13 protein-coding genes are annotated in these 16,501 nt (G+C 71.9%); 6 read left to right on the top strand and 7 right to left on the bottom strand.

Features of this window, described 5'->3' with window-relative positions; translation table 11 throughout:
* Positions 1-22 precede the first annotated feature (22 nt).
* The 5 genes from Q4A22_RS05365 to Q4A22_RS05345 form a co-directional block, all read right to left on the bottom strand.
* A complete protein-coding gene (locus tag Q4A22_RS05365; protein WP_303177706.1) occupies positions 23-1,309 on the bottom strand; it encodes a cytochrome P450 in 1,287 nt (428 codons plus the stop codon).
* A gap of 35 nt (positions 1,310-1,344) precedes the next feature.
* Positions 1,345-2,568 (bottom strand): MFS transporter, encoded by a 1,224-nt coding sequence (locus Q4A22_RS05360; protein WP_303177705.1) that lies wholly within the window; start codon positions 2,566-2,568, stop codon positions 1,345-1,347.
* 182 nt (positions 2,569-2,750) lie between these two features.
* Positions 2,751-3,986, bottom strand: a complete 1,236-nt coding sequence (locus Q4A22_RS05355) for a DUF4097 family beta strand repeat-containing protein (protein WP_303177704.1) — start codon at positions 3,984-3,986, stop codon at positions 2,751-2,753.
* Positions 3,987-3,994: 8 nt separating this feature from the next.
* On the bottom strand, positions 3,995-4,651 hold the full coding sequence (locus tag Q4A22_RS05350) for a response regulator transcription factor (protein ID WP_303177703.1): 657 nt from the start codon (positions 4,649-4,651) through the stop codon (positions 3,995-3,997).
* A gap of 1 nt (position 4,652) precedes the next feature.
* Entirely contained in the window at positions 4,653-6,269 is a 1,617-nt protein-coding gene (locus Q4A22_RS05345) for a histidine kinase (RefSeq protein ID WP_303177702.1), read from the bottom strand.
* A gap of 156 nt (positions 6,270-6,425) precedes the next feature.
* Here Q4A22_RS05345 and Q4A22_RS05340 point away from each other — a divergent pair, with 156 nt between their 5' ends.
* The gene (locus tag Q4A22_RS05340) at positions 6,426-6,896 is read left to right on the top strand and encodes a MarR family winged helix-turn-helix transcriptional regulator (protein ID WP_303177701.1); all 471 of its coding nucleotides are present in this window, start codon (positions 6,426-6,428) and stop codon (positions 6,894-6,896) included.
* A 197-nt stretch (positions 6,897-7,093) separates the two neighbouring features.
* The gene (hchA, locus tag Q4A22_RS05335) at positions 7,094-7,954 is read left to right on the top strand and encodes a glyoxalase III HchA (protein WP_303177700.1); all 861 of its coding nucleotides are present in this window, start codon (positions 7,094-7,096) and stop codon (positions 7,952-7,954) included.
* Between the two features lie 90 nt (positions 7,955-8,044).
* On the opposite strand, the gene lysX is transcribed toward hchA, so the two are convergent.
* Positions 8,045-11,353, bottom strand: coding sequence for a bifunctional lysylphosphatidylglycerol synthetase/lysine--tRNA ligase LysX (gene lysX, locus Q4A22_RS05330; RefSeq protein ID WP_303177699.1), 3,309 nt, complete (start codon positions 11,351-11,353; stop codon positions 8,045-8,047).
* Positions 11,354-11,391: 38 nt separating this feature from the next.
* Positions 11,392-12,525 carry an alpha/beta fold hydrolase gene (locus tag Q4A22_RS05325; RefSeq protein ID WP_303177698.1) on the bottom strand — a complete coding sequence of 378 codons (1,134 nt, stop codon included), beginning with the start codon at positions 12,523-12,525 and terminating at the stop codon, positions 11,392-11,394.
* A 205-nt stretch (positions 12,526-12,730) separates the two neighbouring features.
* On the opposite strand from Q4A22_RS05325, the gene Q4A22_RS05320 reads away from it, so the two are divergent.
* The 4 genes from Q4A22_RS05320 to Q4A22_RS11825 all read left to right on the top strand — a co-directional run bounded on the left by Q4A22_RS05320 (position 12,731) and on the right by Q4A22_RS11825 (position 16,474).
* Positions 12,731-14,047, top strand: a complete 1,317-nt coding sequence (locus Q4A22_RS05320; RefSeq protein ID WP_303177697.1) for an ABC transporter substrate-binding protein — start codon at positions 12,731-12,733, stop codon at positions 14,045-14,047.
* A 49-nt stretch (positions 14,048-14,096) separates the two neighbouring features.
* Positions 14,097-14,966, top strand: coding sequence for a carbohydrate ABC transporter permease (locus Q4A22_RS05315; protein ID WP_303177696.1), 870 nt, complete (start codon positions 14,097-14,099; stop codon positions 14,964-14,966).
* Positions 14,963-15,856, top strand: coding sequence for a carbohydrate ABC transporter permease (locus Q4A22_RS05310; RefSeq protein ID WP_303177695.1), 894 nt, complete (start codon positions 14,963-14,965; stop codon positions 15,854-15,856). The genes Q4A22_RS05315 and Q4A22_RS05310 overlap by 4 nt, the downstream gene beginning before the upstream one ends.
* Positions 15,857-16,072: 216 nt before the next feature.
* The gene (locus tag Q4A22_RS11825; protein ID WP_368410564.1) at positions 16,073-16,474 is read left to right on the top strand and encodes a DUF4190 domain-containing protein; all 402 of its coding nucleotides are present in this window, start codon (positions 16,073-16,075) and stop codon (positions 16,472-16,474) included.
* The last annotated feature ends 27 nt before the right edge of the window (positions 16,475-16,501 follow it).

The following is a 16,501-nucleotide window of genomic DNA, read 5'->3' as shown; positions in this document are numbered from 1 at the left end:
CCTGGTGCGTTGTGCGGAGTGCTCAGGGGGTGGCGCGCACGCGCACCCCGGTGGCCGGGCGGGTGAGCATGTGGGTCCAGGAGAACGTGAGGTCGTCCTGGTCGCTGGGCAGCTGCACCTCGGGGCGGCACAGCGCCACCACGGTGGCGGACAGGGAGGTCACCGCGATCTTCTCGCCGGGGCAGCGGTGGCCGGTGCGCACGTCCGCGCCGCCCTGGGGGATGAACGTGGTGATCTCCTCGGCGTCCTCCACCCCCATGAAGCGCTCGGGGTCGAACACCGCCGCGCGGTCCCAGGAGGCGGGGTCCGTGTTGGTGCCCAGGATGTCCAGGAGAACGCGCTCGCCCTTGTGCACGGGGCAGCCCTGGATCTCGGTGTCCGTGGTGGCCTCGGCCGGGAGCATGGGCACGAACGGGTACACGCGGCGGACCTCCTGCGCGAAGGCCACGGCCTCCGGAACGTCCAGCAGGGTGCCGCCGCGCTTCTCGGAGGCCGCGCGGATGCGCTCCACCCACTCGGGGTGCTCCACCAGGGCGGTGGCGGCGAACGCCGCGAAGCGGGCCACGGCCACGTTCGGGCGGGTGAGGTTCTGCAGCTCGATGCCCGCGGTCTTGGCGTCCACCAGGGCACCGTCCGCGTCCACGAGCTCGGCCATGTGCGCGAGCACGGAGTCCTCGGGGGCGGCGACCGCGCCGGAGCGCACATCCTGGATGAGAGCCTCGAAGCGGCGGTCCAGGGCGTTGCGGTCCAGGCGGGAGACCAGGTGCACCGCGGGGCGGCCGAAGGTGTCCAGCAGGCGGCTCATGCGGTGCGCCCACCGGTCCATCTCGGGGACGCCCCACGGGATGCCGGCCCAGCGGAAGGACGCGCGGCCGAAGGCGATGGCGGTGCTGTCGTAGACGTTGTCCCCGTCCTTCCACCGCCCCACGAGGGCCTCGAGCTCCTCCGCCACGAAGGGCTTGTACGCGGCCACCCGCTCGTCCTCGTATGCCATGTCCGCGAGCTGCTGCTTGCGGACCAGGTGGGCCTCGCCGTCCAGGGTGTGCACGGCGCCGTCACCGAACAGAGGGCCCTGCACCACACCGGGCATGGCGCCGTCGCGCTTCACGCGGGACGTGTCGTAGAAGAGGTCCACGCCCTCCTGTCCGCGGACCAGGACGGTCTGCTTGCCCAGCAGGGGCATGCGCACGGGGCAGCCCGAGTCCGGGGAGACGCCGGCGCGGCGTCGTGCGCGGGAGGCGAAGAGGTAGCCGGAGCGGAACAGGTCGAGGGCTCGTTCGGAGCGCGTGCGGGGGGCCTTGGAAGTCATGACCCCAGTATGCCCGGGCGCGCCCGGGTCTGCGCTCAGCGTCCGGAGCGCTCCCGCAGCGCACCCGCGAACACCACCGCCAGGACGCCCATGAGCGGGAAGACGAGCAGGGCGGTGCGCAGCCCCAGGGCATCCGCGAACAGGCCCACCAGCGGGGGAGAGAGGACGAAGACGATGCGCATGCACCAGCTCACGAGCGTGAGCCCGGTGCCGGGTTTGAGCCCGGGAGCCCGGTCCGCGGCGGCGTAGGCGGTGGGCACCATGGTTGCGCAGCCGAATCCCGCCAGGGCGAACCCGGTGAGGGCCAGCCACGGGGCCGGGGCGAGTGCCACGGCGCCGAGCCCCAGGAAGATCAGCACCCCGCCCAGGCGCGTGACGAGCACGGCACCGAGGGAGTCGATGAGGCGGTCGCCCAGCAGGCGGCCCACGAACTGGGCGCCCACCAGGCTCACGTACCCGAGCCCCACCATCCCCACGGGTGCCGCGAGGACGTCCCGCAGGTAGACCGCGGACCAGTTGGAGCCCACGTCCTCCACGAGCACCCCGGCCACGGCGACCACCGCGATGGGAAGCAGGGCGAGCAGCGCGGCGCCGGTGCCACGCGGCAGCCGGGGCATGCCGGCGGTGTCCACCGGGACGTTCTCCGCCTGGGCGGCGGCGTGGCCCTCGGGGTCGTCCGGGACCGCCCACCGCAGGGCCAGCACGGCCACCACGGAGAAGATGGCGGCACTCGTGAGGAAGTGCCACACGAACGGGATGTGCAGGGCGGCCGCGCCGGTGCCCATCAGACCGCCGATCACGGCACCCACGCTCCACAGGGCGTGCATGGAGTTGATCATGGACGTGCCTGCCAGGCGCTGCACCCGCAGCCCCTGCGCGTTCTGAGCGGTGTCCACCACGGCGTCCAGCATCCCGGCGATGAACAGCCCCGCCCCGAACACCGCGATCACGGGCACGGACCCGGCCGCGAACACCGCGAGCGCCAGCAGCACCGATCCCACCGCCGCGGTGCGGGCTGTCCCGAAGCGCCGGAGGATGGGCGCGGGCAGCGGCCCGGCCACCACACCGCCGATGGGGAACGCGATCACCGCCAGCCCGTACAGCGCGTTGGAGAGCTCGAACATGTCCTTGATCTCCGGCAGCCGGGGCAGCAGGTTGGAGAAGATCGCGCCGTTCGTGAGGAACAGCAGGGACACGGCGATCCGGGCACGGGTGATGCGCGCACGGTCCATGGGCGGGGAGGCTGCGGCGGAGGACACCCGTTCAGGCTACGGGCCCGCGGCGGTTCCCGGGGCATCGCCCGCCCCCGGGGCGCCGCGTGACGTGACGGGGTGGCAGTCTCCGCGGTGACCGGCCCGGGCGCGGAAAAGCCCCGCGGCCCGCCTGGTCAGCGGTGCCGCGGGGCGCCCGTCCGGGGCCCGTACGCCCCGGACGGGAGTTCTCAGTCCTCCCGGGCGGGAGTGGGTGGTGCGCTCGCCGCGGGTGTGCTGGTGGACCTGCTCGCGGACGGCGAGCTCGGGGACGTGCCGCTGGCCGGGGAGCCGGGGCTGCGGTCGTCGCTCTCGTGCGGGGAGGTGCGCTCCTGCCACGCCTCACCCAGCTCGTCCGCGTACCCGAAGTCCTGGACGTCCAGGGGCTCGCCGCGCAGGAACAGGCAGGGCCGGTTCTTCGGGGCGGAGGCGCACACGGCGTCCGCCTGGACGTCCGCGCCCGGTGCTCCGTCTCCGGAGACGGCGGTGGCAGCGTCCGTCCCCCCGGATCCCGCCATCCCGGTCCCTGCCGAGTCCGTGGTCCCGTCCTCGGAGGAGGTGGTGCGGGGCAGGCGGGGGTTCGGGAAGTCGTGGCGGCTCGTGGCCGGGTACCAGTAGTCCGCCGCGGGCATGTCCACGCCGTAGAACCCGGTGTCCGCCGTGACGGAGGCGCGCTTCGGGGCCGCCCCCTGGGTGCTCACCAGGGCGGTGCCCGTGGTGGCGTGGGCGTCCAGCCGGTCCCGCACCCGCACGCCGTCCAGCACCACCTCACCCGCGGTGGCGCGGGCGTCCAGCACCGTGGCCTGCACGTCCTGCGCGCTGACCACGCCGAGCTCGGTGGTGGCGGACACGGTGGTGAACGCGCCCGTGATGCTCACGGCGCCGGTGTGGCCGGTGAACGTCACGGCTGCCGCCGGCGCCTTCTCCGGGACGAGCACGGAGATGCTGCGAAAGCTGGTGCCCCATCCCGACTGCTCGGGCGGGACGGTCAGGCGCAGCGTGCCCTTCTCCACCGTGGGCGTGAGCTGCTGCTCGTCCAGGTGCCAGCCGGTCTCGTGCCACCGCACCTCCACGTGGTCCACCGTGGGGCTCGTGCTCACGTCCACCGCGGCGGTGGGGGCGTCGATGTCCAGTGCGGAGACCGCGGAGTCGGCACTCCACGAGGAGTCACGCTCCTGCGTGAGGGCCAGCGCGGCGGCGGTGCCCGCACCACCCAGCAGCAGGGCCAGCGCGCCCACGCCACCCACCACGGCGGTGGCGGCGTTCCACGCGCGGCGCTCGCCGCGGGGCAGGGGGCGGTCCCCCGCGGGGTTCCAGCCGTGCGGGGCGGGCGGGGGCGGCGTCGTCGTGCGGGCGGAGTGGGGAGACGCGGAGAACGCGGGGTCCTCGGGCGTGGGAGGGACGGGGTCCGGGGTGCGAGTGGTCATGTCAGGTCCTAGAGGGAGTGGTCCGAGTAGCCGAGGTACTTGAGAACGGCCAGAACCCTGCGGTTGCCGGTCTCCGAGATGACGCCGAGCTTGGCGAAGATCGAGCCGATGTGCTTCTCCACGGCCGATTCGGTGAGGTACAGGTTCGCGGCGATGGACGCGTTGGAGAGCCCCTGGGCCATGAGGCCCAGCACCTCGCGCTCCCGCGGGGAGAGCAGCTCCATGTCGTTGCGCCGCCGCGAGCGCACCAGGATCTGGGTGAGCACCTCCGGGTCCAGCACGGTGCCGCCGGAGCCCACGGTCTGCACGGACTCCAGGAACTGGTCCACGTCCGCCACGCGGTCCTTGAGCAGGTAGCCCAGGCCCTCGCGGCGGGAGGCGATCAGCTCCGAGGCGTAGCGCTCCTCCACGTACTGGGAGAGCACCAGAACGGCCACCCGGGGGTGGGCGGAACGGATGAGCACTGCCGCGCGGATGCCCTCGTCGCTGAACGTGGGCGGCAGCCGCACGTCCACCAGTGCGAAGTCCGGGTGGTGCTCCTCCACCGCCCTCACGAGGCCCTCGGCGGTGTCCGTCTCGGCCACCACCTCGTGCCCGGCGTCCGTGAGCAGGCGCACGAGTCCCGCGCGCAGCAGGACGGCGTCCTCGGCGATCACGATCCGCATCTCAGCTCTCCTCTCCTGCTGCGGGGCGCGGCGCGCCGGCCGCGGGGTACGACGGCGCCGCGCCGCCCGCTCCCTGCCCCGGCCCGCCGGGCGCGACGGGCGCGGTGCCGTGGGCGGGGGAGGTGCCGTGCGCCGTCGTGCTCCGGCCGGGGAGCGGCAGCTCCACGACCACCTCGGTGGGCCCGCCCACCGGGGAGGTCACGAAGAACCGGCCGCCGGCGGAGCGGATGCGGTCCTGGATCCCGGAGAGTCCGCCGCCGGGGAGCACGCGGGCGCCGCCGCGGCCGAAGTCCCGCACGCCGGCCACCACCACGGGGGCGCCGGGAACGGGGCCGTCCTGGACGGACACGGCCACGTCCGCCGCCAGGGCGCCGGAGTGCTTGATGGCGTTGCTCAGGCTCTCGGAGACCGCGAAGTAGACGGCGGCCTCCGTGCGGGGGTCCAGCCGGGGAACGTCCACGGACACGTCCACGGGGAACGGTGCCTGGGCGGCCACGGCGGACAGCGCGGCGTCGAGCCCCCGGTCCTCCAGCACCGCGGGGTGGAAGCCGCGGGCCAGGCGGCGCAGCTCCGTGATCGCGGCCTTCGTGGTGCCGTGAGCCTCGGCCACGAGCTCCTTGGCGGCGGCGGGATCGGTGTCGATCCGGGACTGCGCCATGGAGAGGTTCATGGCCACCGAGACCAGCTGGGGCTGGACGCCGTCGTGCAGGTCCCGCTCGATGCGCGAGCGCTCGGTCTCCGCCCCGCGCACCGCGGACTCCTTCGCGGCGGACTCGTGCTCGGCGCGGCGGCGGGCCTCCACGGCCTCACGCCGCAGCCGCACGGCCTCGCTCTGGCGCAGCAGCCCGGCCGAGAGCCCGCGGTGCGCCAGGGTCAGCAGCACACCCAGCAGGATGCTCAGCAGCACCGCGGCCACGCTCAGCACCACCAGGAGCCACACGGGGGCGTTGTGCGCCGCCTCCAGGGCGTTGGCGACCACCGAGTTGCCCGGCATGTACAGCGGGGAGAAGGACAGCGCGATCCCCGCCCCCACCGTGACGAACGGAACCAGCGCGAGCCACCCCAGGCAGCACGTGAGCACCAGGTGGATCACGCCGAGCCACAGGGGCCCGTCGCTCGCGTCCAGCCACCACTGGTGCGGGACGCGCACCCAGTCCGTGCGCTGGCTCCGCCGCCGCCTCGGGTCCCGGACGTCCAGGCCGAAGGACGACGCCGAGCGCCGCCGTTCCAGCCACACCGCGGCCCGCATCACGTAGACCGCGGCCACCGGTGCCAGCACACCCAGCAGGAAGAGCGGCACCGCGACGAGCAGGGCGCCCACCCCGAGCCCCAGCCCCAGTACGGGCACCGCACCGATTCCCGCCGCCAGCAGGGCGAGGACCAGCGTGAGGGCCGCGGTGTTGAGCACCGCGTCCACCACGAGGTCCAGACCGCCGAAGAACAGTGTCCTGGGGGACAGGGCGCGCCACTCGCGCGGGGCGGCGGGACCGGCGGACGTGGTAGCCGTGGGCGATGCCGAGGAACCGGTGCTCGGCATCGGCACGGTGCGCTCGGCAACCGGGGGCAGGTGTTCGGTGGTGTCCCACGGTGGCGTGGGTTCGGAGGCTCGTGTGCTCATGGCCTCCACGCTACGGACACCCCGGCCGGGCGCGCGCGAGTGCTGACCACCGGGTCGCGGTGGGGTTTTCCGCACCCGCCGGGCGTGCAGCGCCATGACCAGGGACGCGCCGCACGGAAAGGATGGAGAAAGGATGGAGTGTGTGAGGATCGGACGATGACGTACGCGCACGAACCCCGGGACAGTGACCGCCGCACATGCGATCTGGGGTGGGCACTGGGCATGTGCCTGCGCGGCTACCGGGCGCGCGTGGAGCCCGTCTTCGCGGAGGTTCCCCGGGGCGCCCGCGGGTACCAGCTGCTGCACACCGTGGCCCACAAGCCCATCCGCACCCAGATGGAGCTCGCCGAGTACCTGGGGGTGGACCGGACGGTCATGCCGTACGTGGTGGACGACCTCGTGGAGAGCGGGCTGGTGCGCCGTGAGAGGGACGGGGCCGACCGCCGGATCCGCACGGTCGTGGTCACGGATGCGGGGACGTCCCTGCTGCGCTCTCTGGAGGTCGAGCTGGCCCGGGCGGAGTCCGAGCTGCTGTCCGCTCTGGACCCGCAGCTGCAGGACGTTCTCCGTGACGCGCTGGCGCGCGTGGCCCAGTGGTCACGCGACGACCGGGCGCTGGACCTCTGAGCAGCCGTGGCGCGTCCTCTCGGGCGGCCTGCGGCGAAATCGGGTGGGACAACTAGTTTGTGGAGCATATGTTTACTAGGGTGAGATTGCGAGCGCACGGCGCAGGTCCTGTCGCGGATCACTTCTGATCCCACCCAGGACCCGCGCGGGCTCTCAGCACTCACCACCGTGAGTCCCCACTACGGAAGAAGGTCACCATGGCTTCGAAGAAACCGACGGTCGACGCCGCCGAGCACAACGCGTACTTCCCCTCCGACTACTCCCTGGGCCAGTACGTTCCCCCCACCACGGACTTCGACGGCGCCAAGGGTGCCCCGCGCGTGTCCTCCGGGCCGCGGAAGATCCTGACGATCCTCACCGACGAGCGCTACCTGGAGCTGCGGGACGGCGTCTACTTCTCCACCGGCAACCACCCCGTGGAGACCCTCCTGCCGCTCATGCACCTGCAGGCTGCAGGCTACGAGGTCGAGGTGGCCACCCTGTCCGGCAACATGGCCAAGTTCGAGCTGTGGGCCATGCCGGAGAAGGACGAGGCCGTTCACGAGGCCTGGGACAAGCTGCTTCCGCAGATCGAGCGCCCCCGGGTGCTCGGCGAGATCGCCGAGGGCCTGGACGCGTCCAGCGACTACGCCGCGGTGTTCATCCCCGGTGGCCACGGCGCCACCATCAACCTCGCCGAGAGCCGTGAGGTGGGCCGGGTCCTGCAGTGGGCGCTGGACCAGAGCCGTCCCGTGATCACCCTGTGCCACGGTCCCGCGGCACTGCTCTCCGCCGTGTCAGCGGACGGGAAGAACCTGTTCGCCGGCTACAGCGTGGCGGTGTTCCCGGACGCCCTGGACTCCGGTCCCAACATCGAGATCGGGTACCTCCCCGGGACCATGACCTGGCTGGTTGCCGAAGAGCTCACCCGTGCGGGCCTCACGGTGGTCAACGACGACATGACCGGGCTGGTCCACAAGGACCGCACCCTGCTGACCGGGGACAGCCCGCTGGCGTCCAACGCGCTGGGCCGGCTCGCGGTGGAGACCCTCACCGGGGCCTCCTACACCGAGGACTGAGCTCCGCAGACGTCATGACAGTGCCCCCGTGCCGTGAGGCACGGGGGCACTGTCATGCTCCACCGACGGGCGGGACGGCGGCGGCTCCGCTCAGCGCTGCTCGTTCGGGCGGGTGAACGGGAACGCCAGGGTGGCGCGGATGTTCGTGCCCGTGAGCATCATGATGAGCCGGTCCACGCCGATCCCCAGGCCACCCGTGGGAGGCATCGCGTACTCCAGGGCGGTGAGGAAGTTCTCGTCCACCTCCATGGCCTCCGGGTCACCCGCGGCGGCTTTGAAGGACTGCTCGGTGAGCCGGTTGCGCTGGTCCACCGGGTCCACGAGCTCGGAGTAGGCGGTGCCGATCTCCGCCCCGAACGCCACCAGGTCCCAGCGCTCCGAGAGCCGGGGGTCCGTGCGGTGCGTGCGGGTCAGCGGGGAGGTCTCCAGCGGGAAGTCCGTGTAGAACACCGGCAGGGTGGTCTGGCCCTCCACGAGCTCGTCGTAGAGCTCCAGCACCACTTCACCGGCGGTCATGTTCTCGTTCCAGTGCACGTCGTGCGCGGAGGCCACGGCGCGCACCTCCTCCAGCGGGGTGGTGGAGGTCAGGGTGGTGCCGGTGGCCTCGGAGACCGCCCGGTGCACGGGGATCACAGGCCACTCGTGGTCCAGACGGATGCGGGTCTGCCCGCCGTGGCCGTCCGGGCGCACCGCCACGGGCTCACCGTGGATGGCGGTGGCCACCTCGATGATGACCTCACGGGTGAGCACGCGCATGGTGTTGTAGTCGCCGTGCGCCGCGTACGCCTCCACGGAGGTGAACTCGGGGTTGTGGGTGGCGTCCGCGCCCTCGTTGCGGAAGTTGCGGTTGAGCTCGAAGATCTTGTCCATCCCGCCCACGCAGAGGTGCTTGAGGTACAGCTCCGGTGCGATGCGCAGGTACAGGTCCGCGTTGTACGCGTTGATGTGCGTGCGGAACGGGCGGGCGCTCGCGCCGCCGTGGACCGCCTGCAGCATGGGGGTCTCCACCTCCATGTAGCCGCGCTCCGTGAAGGACTGCCGCATGGCGGCGATCCCGCGCGAGCGCGCCCGCAGCAGCTGGGAGGACTCCTTGTTCACGATCAGGTCCAGGTAGCGCTGGCGCACCCGGGCCTCGGGATTGGTGAAGCCGGTGTGCTCGCTCGGCACCGGGCGCAGGGACTTGGACGCCATGCACCAGGACGTGGCCAGCACCGAGGGCTCACCCCGGCGGCTGCGGCCCAGCGTGCCCGTCACTGACACGTGGTCGCCCACGTCCACCGCGCGCCGCCACAGCCGCATGAGCTCGGGCGCCACCGCGTTCTCCTCCAGGACCGCCTGGATCCGCTGGTCCCGTTCCTCCAGCACCGCGAAGACGACGCCGCCCAGGTCGCGCAGCGCGCGCACGCGCCCGCCCACCGAGACCACCTCGCCGGTGGCCTCCGCGGTGCCGTCCGCGATCATCTCCAGGGCCCGCGGCACCGAGGTGGTGTAGGGGACCTCCACCGGGTAGGGGTCCATGCCTGCCTCGCGCAGCACGTCCAGCTTGGCGTGGCGCACCCGCTGCTGCTCCGTGAGGTGGCGCACCGGGCGCGGCGGGGTGAGCAGCTCCCGGTCCTGGGCGAGCGAGAGGTCCGCGAGCGGCGTCGGTGTGCCGTCGGGGCCGGGAACGAGCGTCTCGCCGTCGTGGCCGGGGCGGGGTGCGCGGCCCGGGAGAAAGCCCTCGGCGCGGCCCGCGGCGATGCCCACGAGCGGGAGGTCCGCGGCGGAGTCGTAGCACAGGAAGCGGCTGTCCCAGCGGGGCAGGTACTTGGCGTTGGCCTCGTAGAGGGACTCCAGCTGCCAGAACCGGTTGCCCCAGGAGAGCACCCGGTCCGCGATCCGCACGCCCACCCCGGCGCCCACCTTGTCCGCGCCGGTGAACACCGAGCGGAACATGGCGAAGTTCAGGGAGATCTCGCGGATTCCCAGGTCCCCGCCGTCCTCGGCGAGGGCCGCGACCATGGCCTCGTTCACGCCGTTGGGGGCGTCCGGGGAGCGGCGCATCAGGTCCAGGGAGATCCCGCGCGTGCCCCACGGCACGTAGGACTGCAGGGCGACGATCTCTCCGGTGGCGTCGCGCACCAGCACCGCCACGCAGCGGGCGTCCGTGCGGTCCGCGAGCCGGTTCAGGGCCATGGAGAAGCCGCGGTCGGCCTCGTCCCCGCGCCACTTCTCGGAGAGGTCGATGACCTGCTGCATGGTGGCGGCGTCCAGCTGTCCGTGGCGTTCCACCGTGACGGTGCAGCCGGCTTCCCGCACGCGGGCCACCGCGCGCTTGACCGGGCGCATGGTGCGCCCCTCCAGGGAGAAGGTGTCCGTGTCCAGGACGGCCTCGTCCCCGAGCGGGCGGGCGCGCAGCCCGGCGGCCACGTACGCCTGTGCGCCGGTCTCCGAGGCGGAGAGCACGGCCAGGTGCCACGCGTGCTCCCGGCCCTCCCGCTTCCAGGCGGCGATGGCGTCCTGCCAGGCGTCGTGCGGGCCCAGGGGATCCCCCGAGGCCAGGCAGACCGAGCCGATGACCCGGTAGGAGACCGCCGCGCGGCCGTCCGGGGAGAAGATCACGGACTTGTCGCGGCGGGTGGCGAAGTAGCCCAGCGAGTCCTGGCCGCCGTACGTGGCCAGCAGCCGGCGGATGTGCAGCTCGTCCTCGGCACTGATCACCTCGGAGCGCTGCGCGGACTGGGTGAACTGCCAGACCGTGAAGAACAGCACCGCCGCGCCCAGCACGCCGCCCAGGACCGTGAGCCAGTGGGGCCCGGCCGAACCGTCGGAGATGCTGCGGGGCAGGGACAGCCCCGTGACGCTGCGGAACGAGAACCACACGTGCTCCACCCCGTGCAGGTGGTGCAGGTGGCTCGGGACCACCCACGAGACCAGGAAGATGAGCGCGATCACGGTCGCCAGGCCGCCCAGCAGCGTGAGCAGGGCCTGGCGCACCGCGCCGGAGCGCATCCGGGCCGGGAAGTCCTTGCGATGGACGATGAACGCCACGGTCCACGCGGTGGTGATGGCCGCCCCGGCGATCAGCACGGCGCTCTCCAGCAGCTCGAGCTCCACGTCCACCGACTCCGTGACCAGGGCGACACCCAGGACCGCGAACACGAGCAGCTCCACGATCAGCACGCCCAGGGAGATCACCCACGCCACGCGCAGCCGCCGCCGCAGCGAGGTGCCCACGATCAGCAGGCTCAGCGCCAGGAAGAGGTTGGGCCCGGAGGGCACACCCAGGGTGCTGAAGACCTCGTCCACCCAGTACAGGGAGCCCCTGCGGGCGAACGGGATGGAGACGAAGGACCACAGGGAGGCCAGCAGCACGAGGGTGCTGGCAAGCCGTGGCAGCCAGTCACGCGATGTCTTCACAGTTGTCACTTTCCGGTGTCCACGGGTGACGCCCGGGATCACCCGCGCTCGGAGAGGGTGGTGGTGTCCTTGGTATCACGGGTGCCTGCGCCGAGTGGGGCGGCATGGTGCCCGTGTCGTCGTGGCTCGATGACCGGGGCCAGGTGCTCCGAGACCAGCCGGGCCAGCCTGGGAACCAGCAGGGGATGCACCTGGTGCCCCATGCCGGGCACGCGGACGAAGCACGCTCCCGGTATCGCTCGGGCCGTGGCCGGCCCGCCGTCCGGACGCACGATCCGGTCCCGGTCCCCGTGCAGCACGAGCGTGGGCGCGGTGATCCGGGCCAGTGCCTCGCCGCGGTTGCCCGAGGCGCGGATGGCCCCGATCTGACGACGCAGGGCGGCCCCTTCCTGCCGCGGGTCCAGGCTGCGGTCCCAGTGGGTCCGCGCCAGCTCACGTTCGTGGTCCAGGTCCACGGGAAAACCCGTCCCGGCCAGGTGCCGGGCCATGACCAGACGCGAGCGCACGTAGGTCCTCCGGGTCCTCGCCCCCGGCAGGGCGAGCATGGCGGCGGTGGAGGCGGCTGCCCCGCCCGCGGTGGGGTCCCCGGTGGTGGAGCACAGCGAGACCAGCCGCTGCACCAGGTGCGGGTGGTGCGCCGCGAGGGACTGGGCGATCATCCCGCCCAGGGAGAAGCCGAGCACGTCCGACCGTTGCACCCCGAGCACGTCCAGGGCGGCCGCCACGTCCCCGGCCATGTCCTCCACGGTGTACTGCTCGGCGGGCAGGTCTCCGCCCAGCAGCTGACGCACGGTGGGGGTGGGCGTTGCCACTCGGAACGAGCGCCCCACGTCCCGGTTGTCGAAGCGCAGCACGCGGTGTCCCCGCCCGGCCAGGACCCGCACCAGGGCCGGGGGCCAGGTGTGCAGGTCGAAGCCCAGTCCGGTGAGCAGCACCAGGGGGTTCCCGTCCGCGGGCCCGTCCGCGCGGACGCACAGGAACCGGCCGGGGTCCAGGTCCACGGTGAACTCCTCGCCCTCGGCGGCCCACGCCGGGCGGGGTGCGGTCACGGGGGTGGCGGCCGGGTGCCCCGCTCTACGGGGTGCGGGCGCGCCGGGACGGGGGCGGGCGGCGTCGTCGTCCGGGGATGCTGGGACGGCACCGGGGCGGGGTTGGCGCGGACGTTCGGGCACGCTCCGATTGTAGGAGCGGCGTGACGGGTGCCCACGGAACGGGGAGGGGTGCGCCGGGGTGCCGCGGCGGGCTGGGGTGCACAGCGGGGGAAAAATAGTAACCTGGCTTACATCTCGCGGGAACGCACCGCTGGATGCCCGCCCGGCCCCCGCGACCCGTCGTGCGCCGCCGCTGTCCGTTTCCCCCTGCGATAGGACCCGCCACATGCGTCTGCGCAACACACAGGTGGTGCCGGCACTGCTCTCGGTCCTGGTGCTCACCGCCCTCACCGGCTGCGGCGCGGGCTCCCGCGTGGCCGAGAACGGCGGCGGCACGGAGGTCCCGTGCAACGTCACCGCCCCGGAGGGCGGCGCCACCGTGCAGGTGCTCGCCTACAACTCCTCGGCGATCGACCCCTTCACCAACACCATGGTCCGCAGCTGCAACAAGGACGACCTCGTGGTGCGCCACGAGCCCATCGACTTCGCAGGCCAGCGCCAGCGCACCCAGGCCACCCTCTCCGGGGCCAGGGGCACGTTCGACCTCGTGGAGACCTACAACTTCGTGGTCCCCACCTACGCGGACCAGAGGAAGCTGCGCCCGCTCGACGACCTCTTCGAGAAGTACAAGGACCAGTACGGCCTGGACGGGCTGAGCCAGCAGATGCTGGACGCCATGTCCTACGACGGCCACCTGTACGCGCTGCCCATGCAGGCGCAGGTGTTCACCATGGCCTACCGCAAGGACATCTTCGACGAGCTCGGCCTGAAGCCGCCCACCACGTTCGCGGAGCTGCGGGACGTGGCCAAGAAGATCCAGGACTCCGGGAGGATGGAGCACCCCGTGGCCATGCCGTGGCTGGCCAGCGCGGACATCGTCACCGCCTACGACGCCGCCATGGGCTCCCTGGGCACGGACTTCATCGACCACCGCACGAACACCGCGAACTTCGACACCCCCGCCGCGACCAAGGCGTTCGACGAGCTGGGCTCGCTGCTGCCCTACATGGACCCCCAGGTCACCACGTTCGACCAGCCCGCGGTGCAGCAGCAGATGTACAACGGGGACGCCGCCGTCTCCATCATGTTCTCGGGGCGGATGAACGACCTCTCCAACCCGGACAACTCGCAGTACGCGGACCGCATCGGCTTCGCCCCGCCGCCCGCCGTGGAGAAGGGCGGGAAGCAGTACAGCTCACTGTCCGTGGACGGCTGGTCCATCCCCGAGAACACGGACGTGGACCCGGACCTGCTGTTCCAGCTCATGGCGGTGTCCGTGGGGAAGGAGGCGTCCGAGTCCGCGGTGCCCGCGGCGTACCCGGCGCGCGAGGGCGTGGTGACCCCCGAGAACTCCCCCTACGCGGACGCCGCGAACAACGCCATCGGCCACGCCCCGTCCCCGGAGCCGTACCCGGCCACGTCCCTGATCAGCAACGAGATCAGACCCACCGTGGCGGAGGTGCTCAGTGGCCGCACGAGCGCGGCGGACGCCACGCGCCGCATGCAGGACAGCGCCGACAAGATCCTGGAGGAGAACCCGTGAACACTCTGAGGCGCGCCGCGCCAGCCCCCGGCACGGGAGCGGCCCGGTGATGCGCAGGCGGGAGTTCTACTCCCTGGTGGCTCCGAGCATGCTCGTGATGGTGGGGTTGCTGCTCGTGCCCCTCTACCTCACGGTCAAGTGGAGCTTCCAGGACGTGGACTACGGCTCCCCGGGGACCTTCGTGGGCCTGGACAACTACGTCCGCGCCTTCGGAGACCCGCGCTTCGGCCACGCCCTGCTCTTCACCGCAGGCCTCACCGTGGTGGTCACCGCCGTGCTGCTCGTGGGCGGGTACGTCCTGGCCTCGATGGTCAACCGGCTGGGCCGGATGCGCCCGGTGGTGCTGGGCGTCCTCCTGATCTCCTACGTGATCCCGCAGGTGGTGGGGGCCACCATGTTCTCGTGGCTGTTCAACGAGAACTTCGGGGGCATCGTGAACCTGCTCACCGGCTGGGCCACCGGGCAGGACGTCCTGTGGTTCGTGGACGCGTGGCCCAACCGGATCATGGTGGCCCTGAACGTCATCTGGTCCATGCTGCCTTTCGCCACGCTCATCATCCTGGCGGGGCTGCAGGGCGTCTCCCGGGACGTGCTGGAGGCCGCCCAGCTGGACGGCGCCGGGCGCCTGCGGATGCACTGGAGCATCATCCTCCCGTCCATCCGCGGGGTCATCGGGTTCGTGGGACTCATCTCCGTCATGGACATCCTGCGGGTCTTCGACAACCTGGTGCCGCTGTCCCCGCAGGCGGTGGAACTGGGCAACGAGTCCCTCATGCTCTACATCTTCAACATCGCGTTCCAGGACGGCGGGCAGGACCTCGGCATGGGTAGCGCGCTGTCCGTGCTCACTATCGCGGTCATCGTGGTCATGCTCTACCCGTTCCTGCGGGACGTGGTCAGGGAGGCCCGGCAGTCATGAAGAACCCGACCCGCCGTTCGGCGGCGCCCCGCCCCAGGACCTCCCGCCGCGGGGGAGCCCCCGGCTCCGTGACCGGCGGGCGCCTCGGGCTCCTGGGCGGCGTCTTCCTGGCGCTCGTGTGCCTGGTGATGCTGCTGCCGGTGATCTGGACGGTGCTGTCCGTGGTCAAGCCCACGAACGTGGCGTTCGCGAACCCGCCCGTGTGGTCCTTCAGGCCCACCCTGGACGCCTTCGTGGACCTGTGGCAGGCCACCTACTTCTACCGCTACCTCATCAACACGTTCGTGGTGGCGCTCATCAGCACCCTCGGCGCACTGGTCCTGGGCATTCCCGCCGCGTACGCGCTGTCCCGGTTCCCGGGGTGGGTGTCCGTGGCACTTCTGCTGCTGGCCCTGGTCTTCCGGTCCCTGCCGCGGTTCGCGATCGTGCTGCCCATGTACGACATCGCCCGCACCCTGGGGATCTACGACACCCGGTGGGTGCTCGCGCTGGCGCTGATGGCGATCAACCAGCCGTTCACCATCTGGCTGCTGCGCAACTTCTTCGCCGCGATCCCCCGGGAGCTGGACGAGGCCGCCATGCTGGACGGCTGCCGCCGCGACCAGATCCTCACCCGCATCATGGTCCCGCTCCTGGGACCCGGCATCCTCACGTCCGGGATCTTCGTGTTCTTCTTCGCGTTCCAGGAGTACCTGACGGCCGTGGTGCTCACCAACACGGACGCCGGCACGGTGCCCGTGTTCATCGCCACCCAGCTGGGTCAGACCCTGCCCATGCTGCAGCAGGCCGGGGCGGCCGCTGTGCTGCTCACCATCCCGGTGATGGTCTTCGCGTTCGTGGCGCAGCGCTACCTGGTGGCCGGACTCAGTGCAGGCTCGGTCCGGGGCTGATCCCGCCGTGGCGGTGTCGTGGCCGGATCCTGGTGCGCCTGGTTCCCGCTCGTCCCTCGGCGGCGAGCATCTGAGGCGGGAAGCGCCCACCAATCGGGCTGCGGGGTGGTCATGTCGTGCCGAGAATGTTGGTCCGTCATGTCGTGCCGCAGGTGTCAGGTGGTGACCGTGGTGGCCTGAAAGAAAGTGTCACGACCCTGGCGGGCTGAAAACAATATGCATAATCGTTGGATGGACACTGAAAACCAGACCCCCCAGACTCCCAGCTACCCCCAGACCCCGCAGGCGGGCGCCTCCTACGGCCAGCCCGTGGCCGGTTCCTCCGTGGCACCCCAGCAGACGATGCCGAACCAGCTGACCATCGTGCGTCAGTCGAGCGGACCCAAGGGCCTGTCCATCGCGTCCATGGTCATCGGCCTGGTGAGCATCTTCCTGGGCTTCACTTTCATCCTTCCCATCATCGGCTTCGTTCTGGGGCTCGTGGGTCTCAAGAAGGAGCCCGCCGGGCGCGGCATGGCCATCACCGGTGTGGTGCTTTCCGGTCTGATCCTGGCCATCTGGGCGGTGCTGATCTTCTCCGGGATCGGGCTCGTGGGCCTGGGGCTCAGCAACAGCTGACCCCCCCGGGGCTCCTCCCGCCCGCTG

The sequence above is a fragment of the Kocuria sp. genome (assembly GCF_030530945.1).
Classification (GTDB): Bacteria; Actinomycetota; Actinomycetes; order Actinomycetales; family Micrococcaceae; genus Kocuria.
The sequence above is the reverse complement of the archived record's forward strand: the minus strand, read 5'-3'. Positions and strand labels throughout refer to the sequence as shown.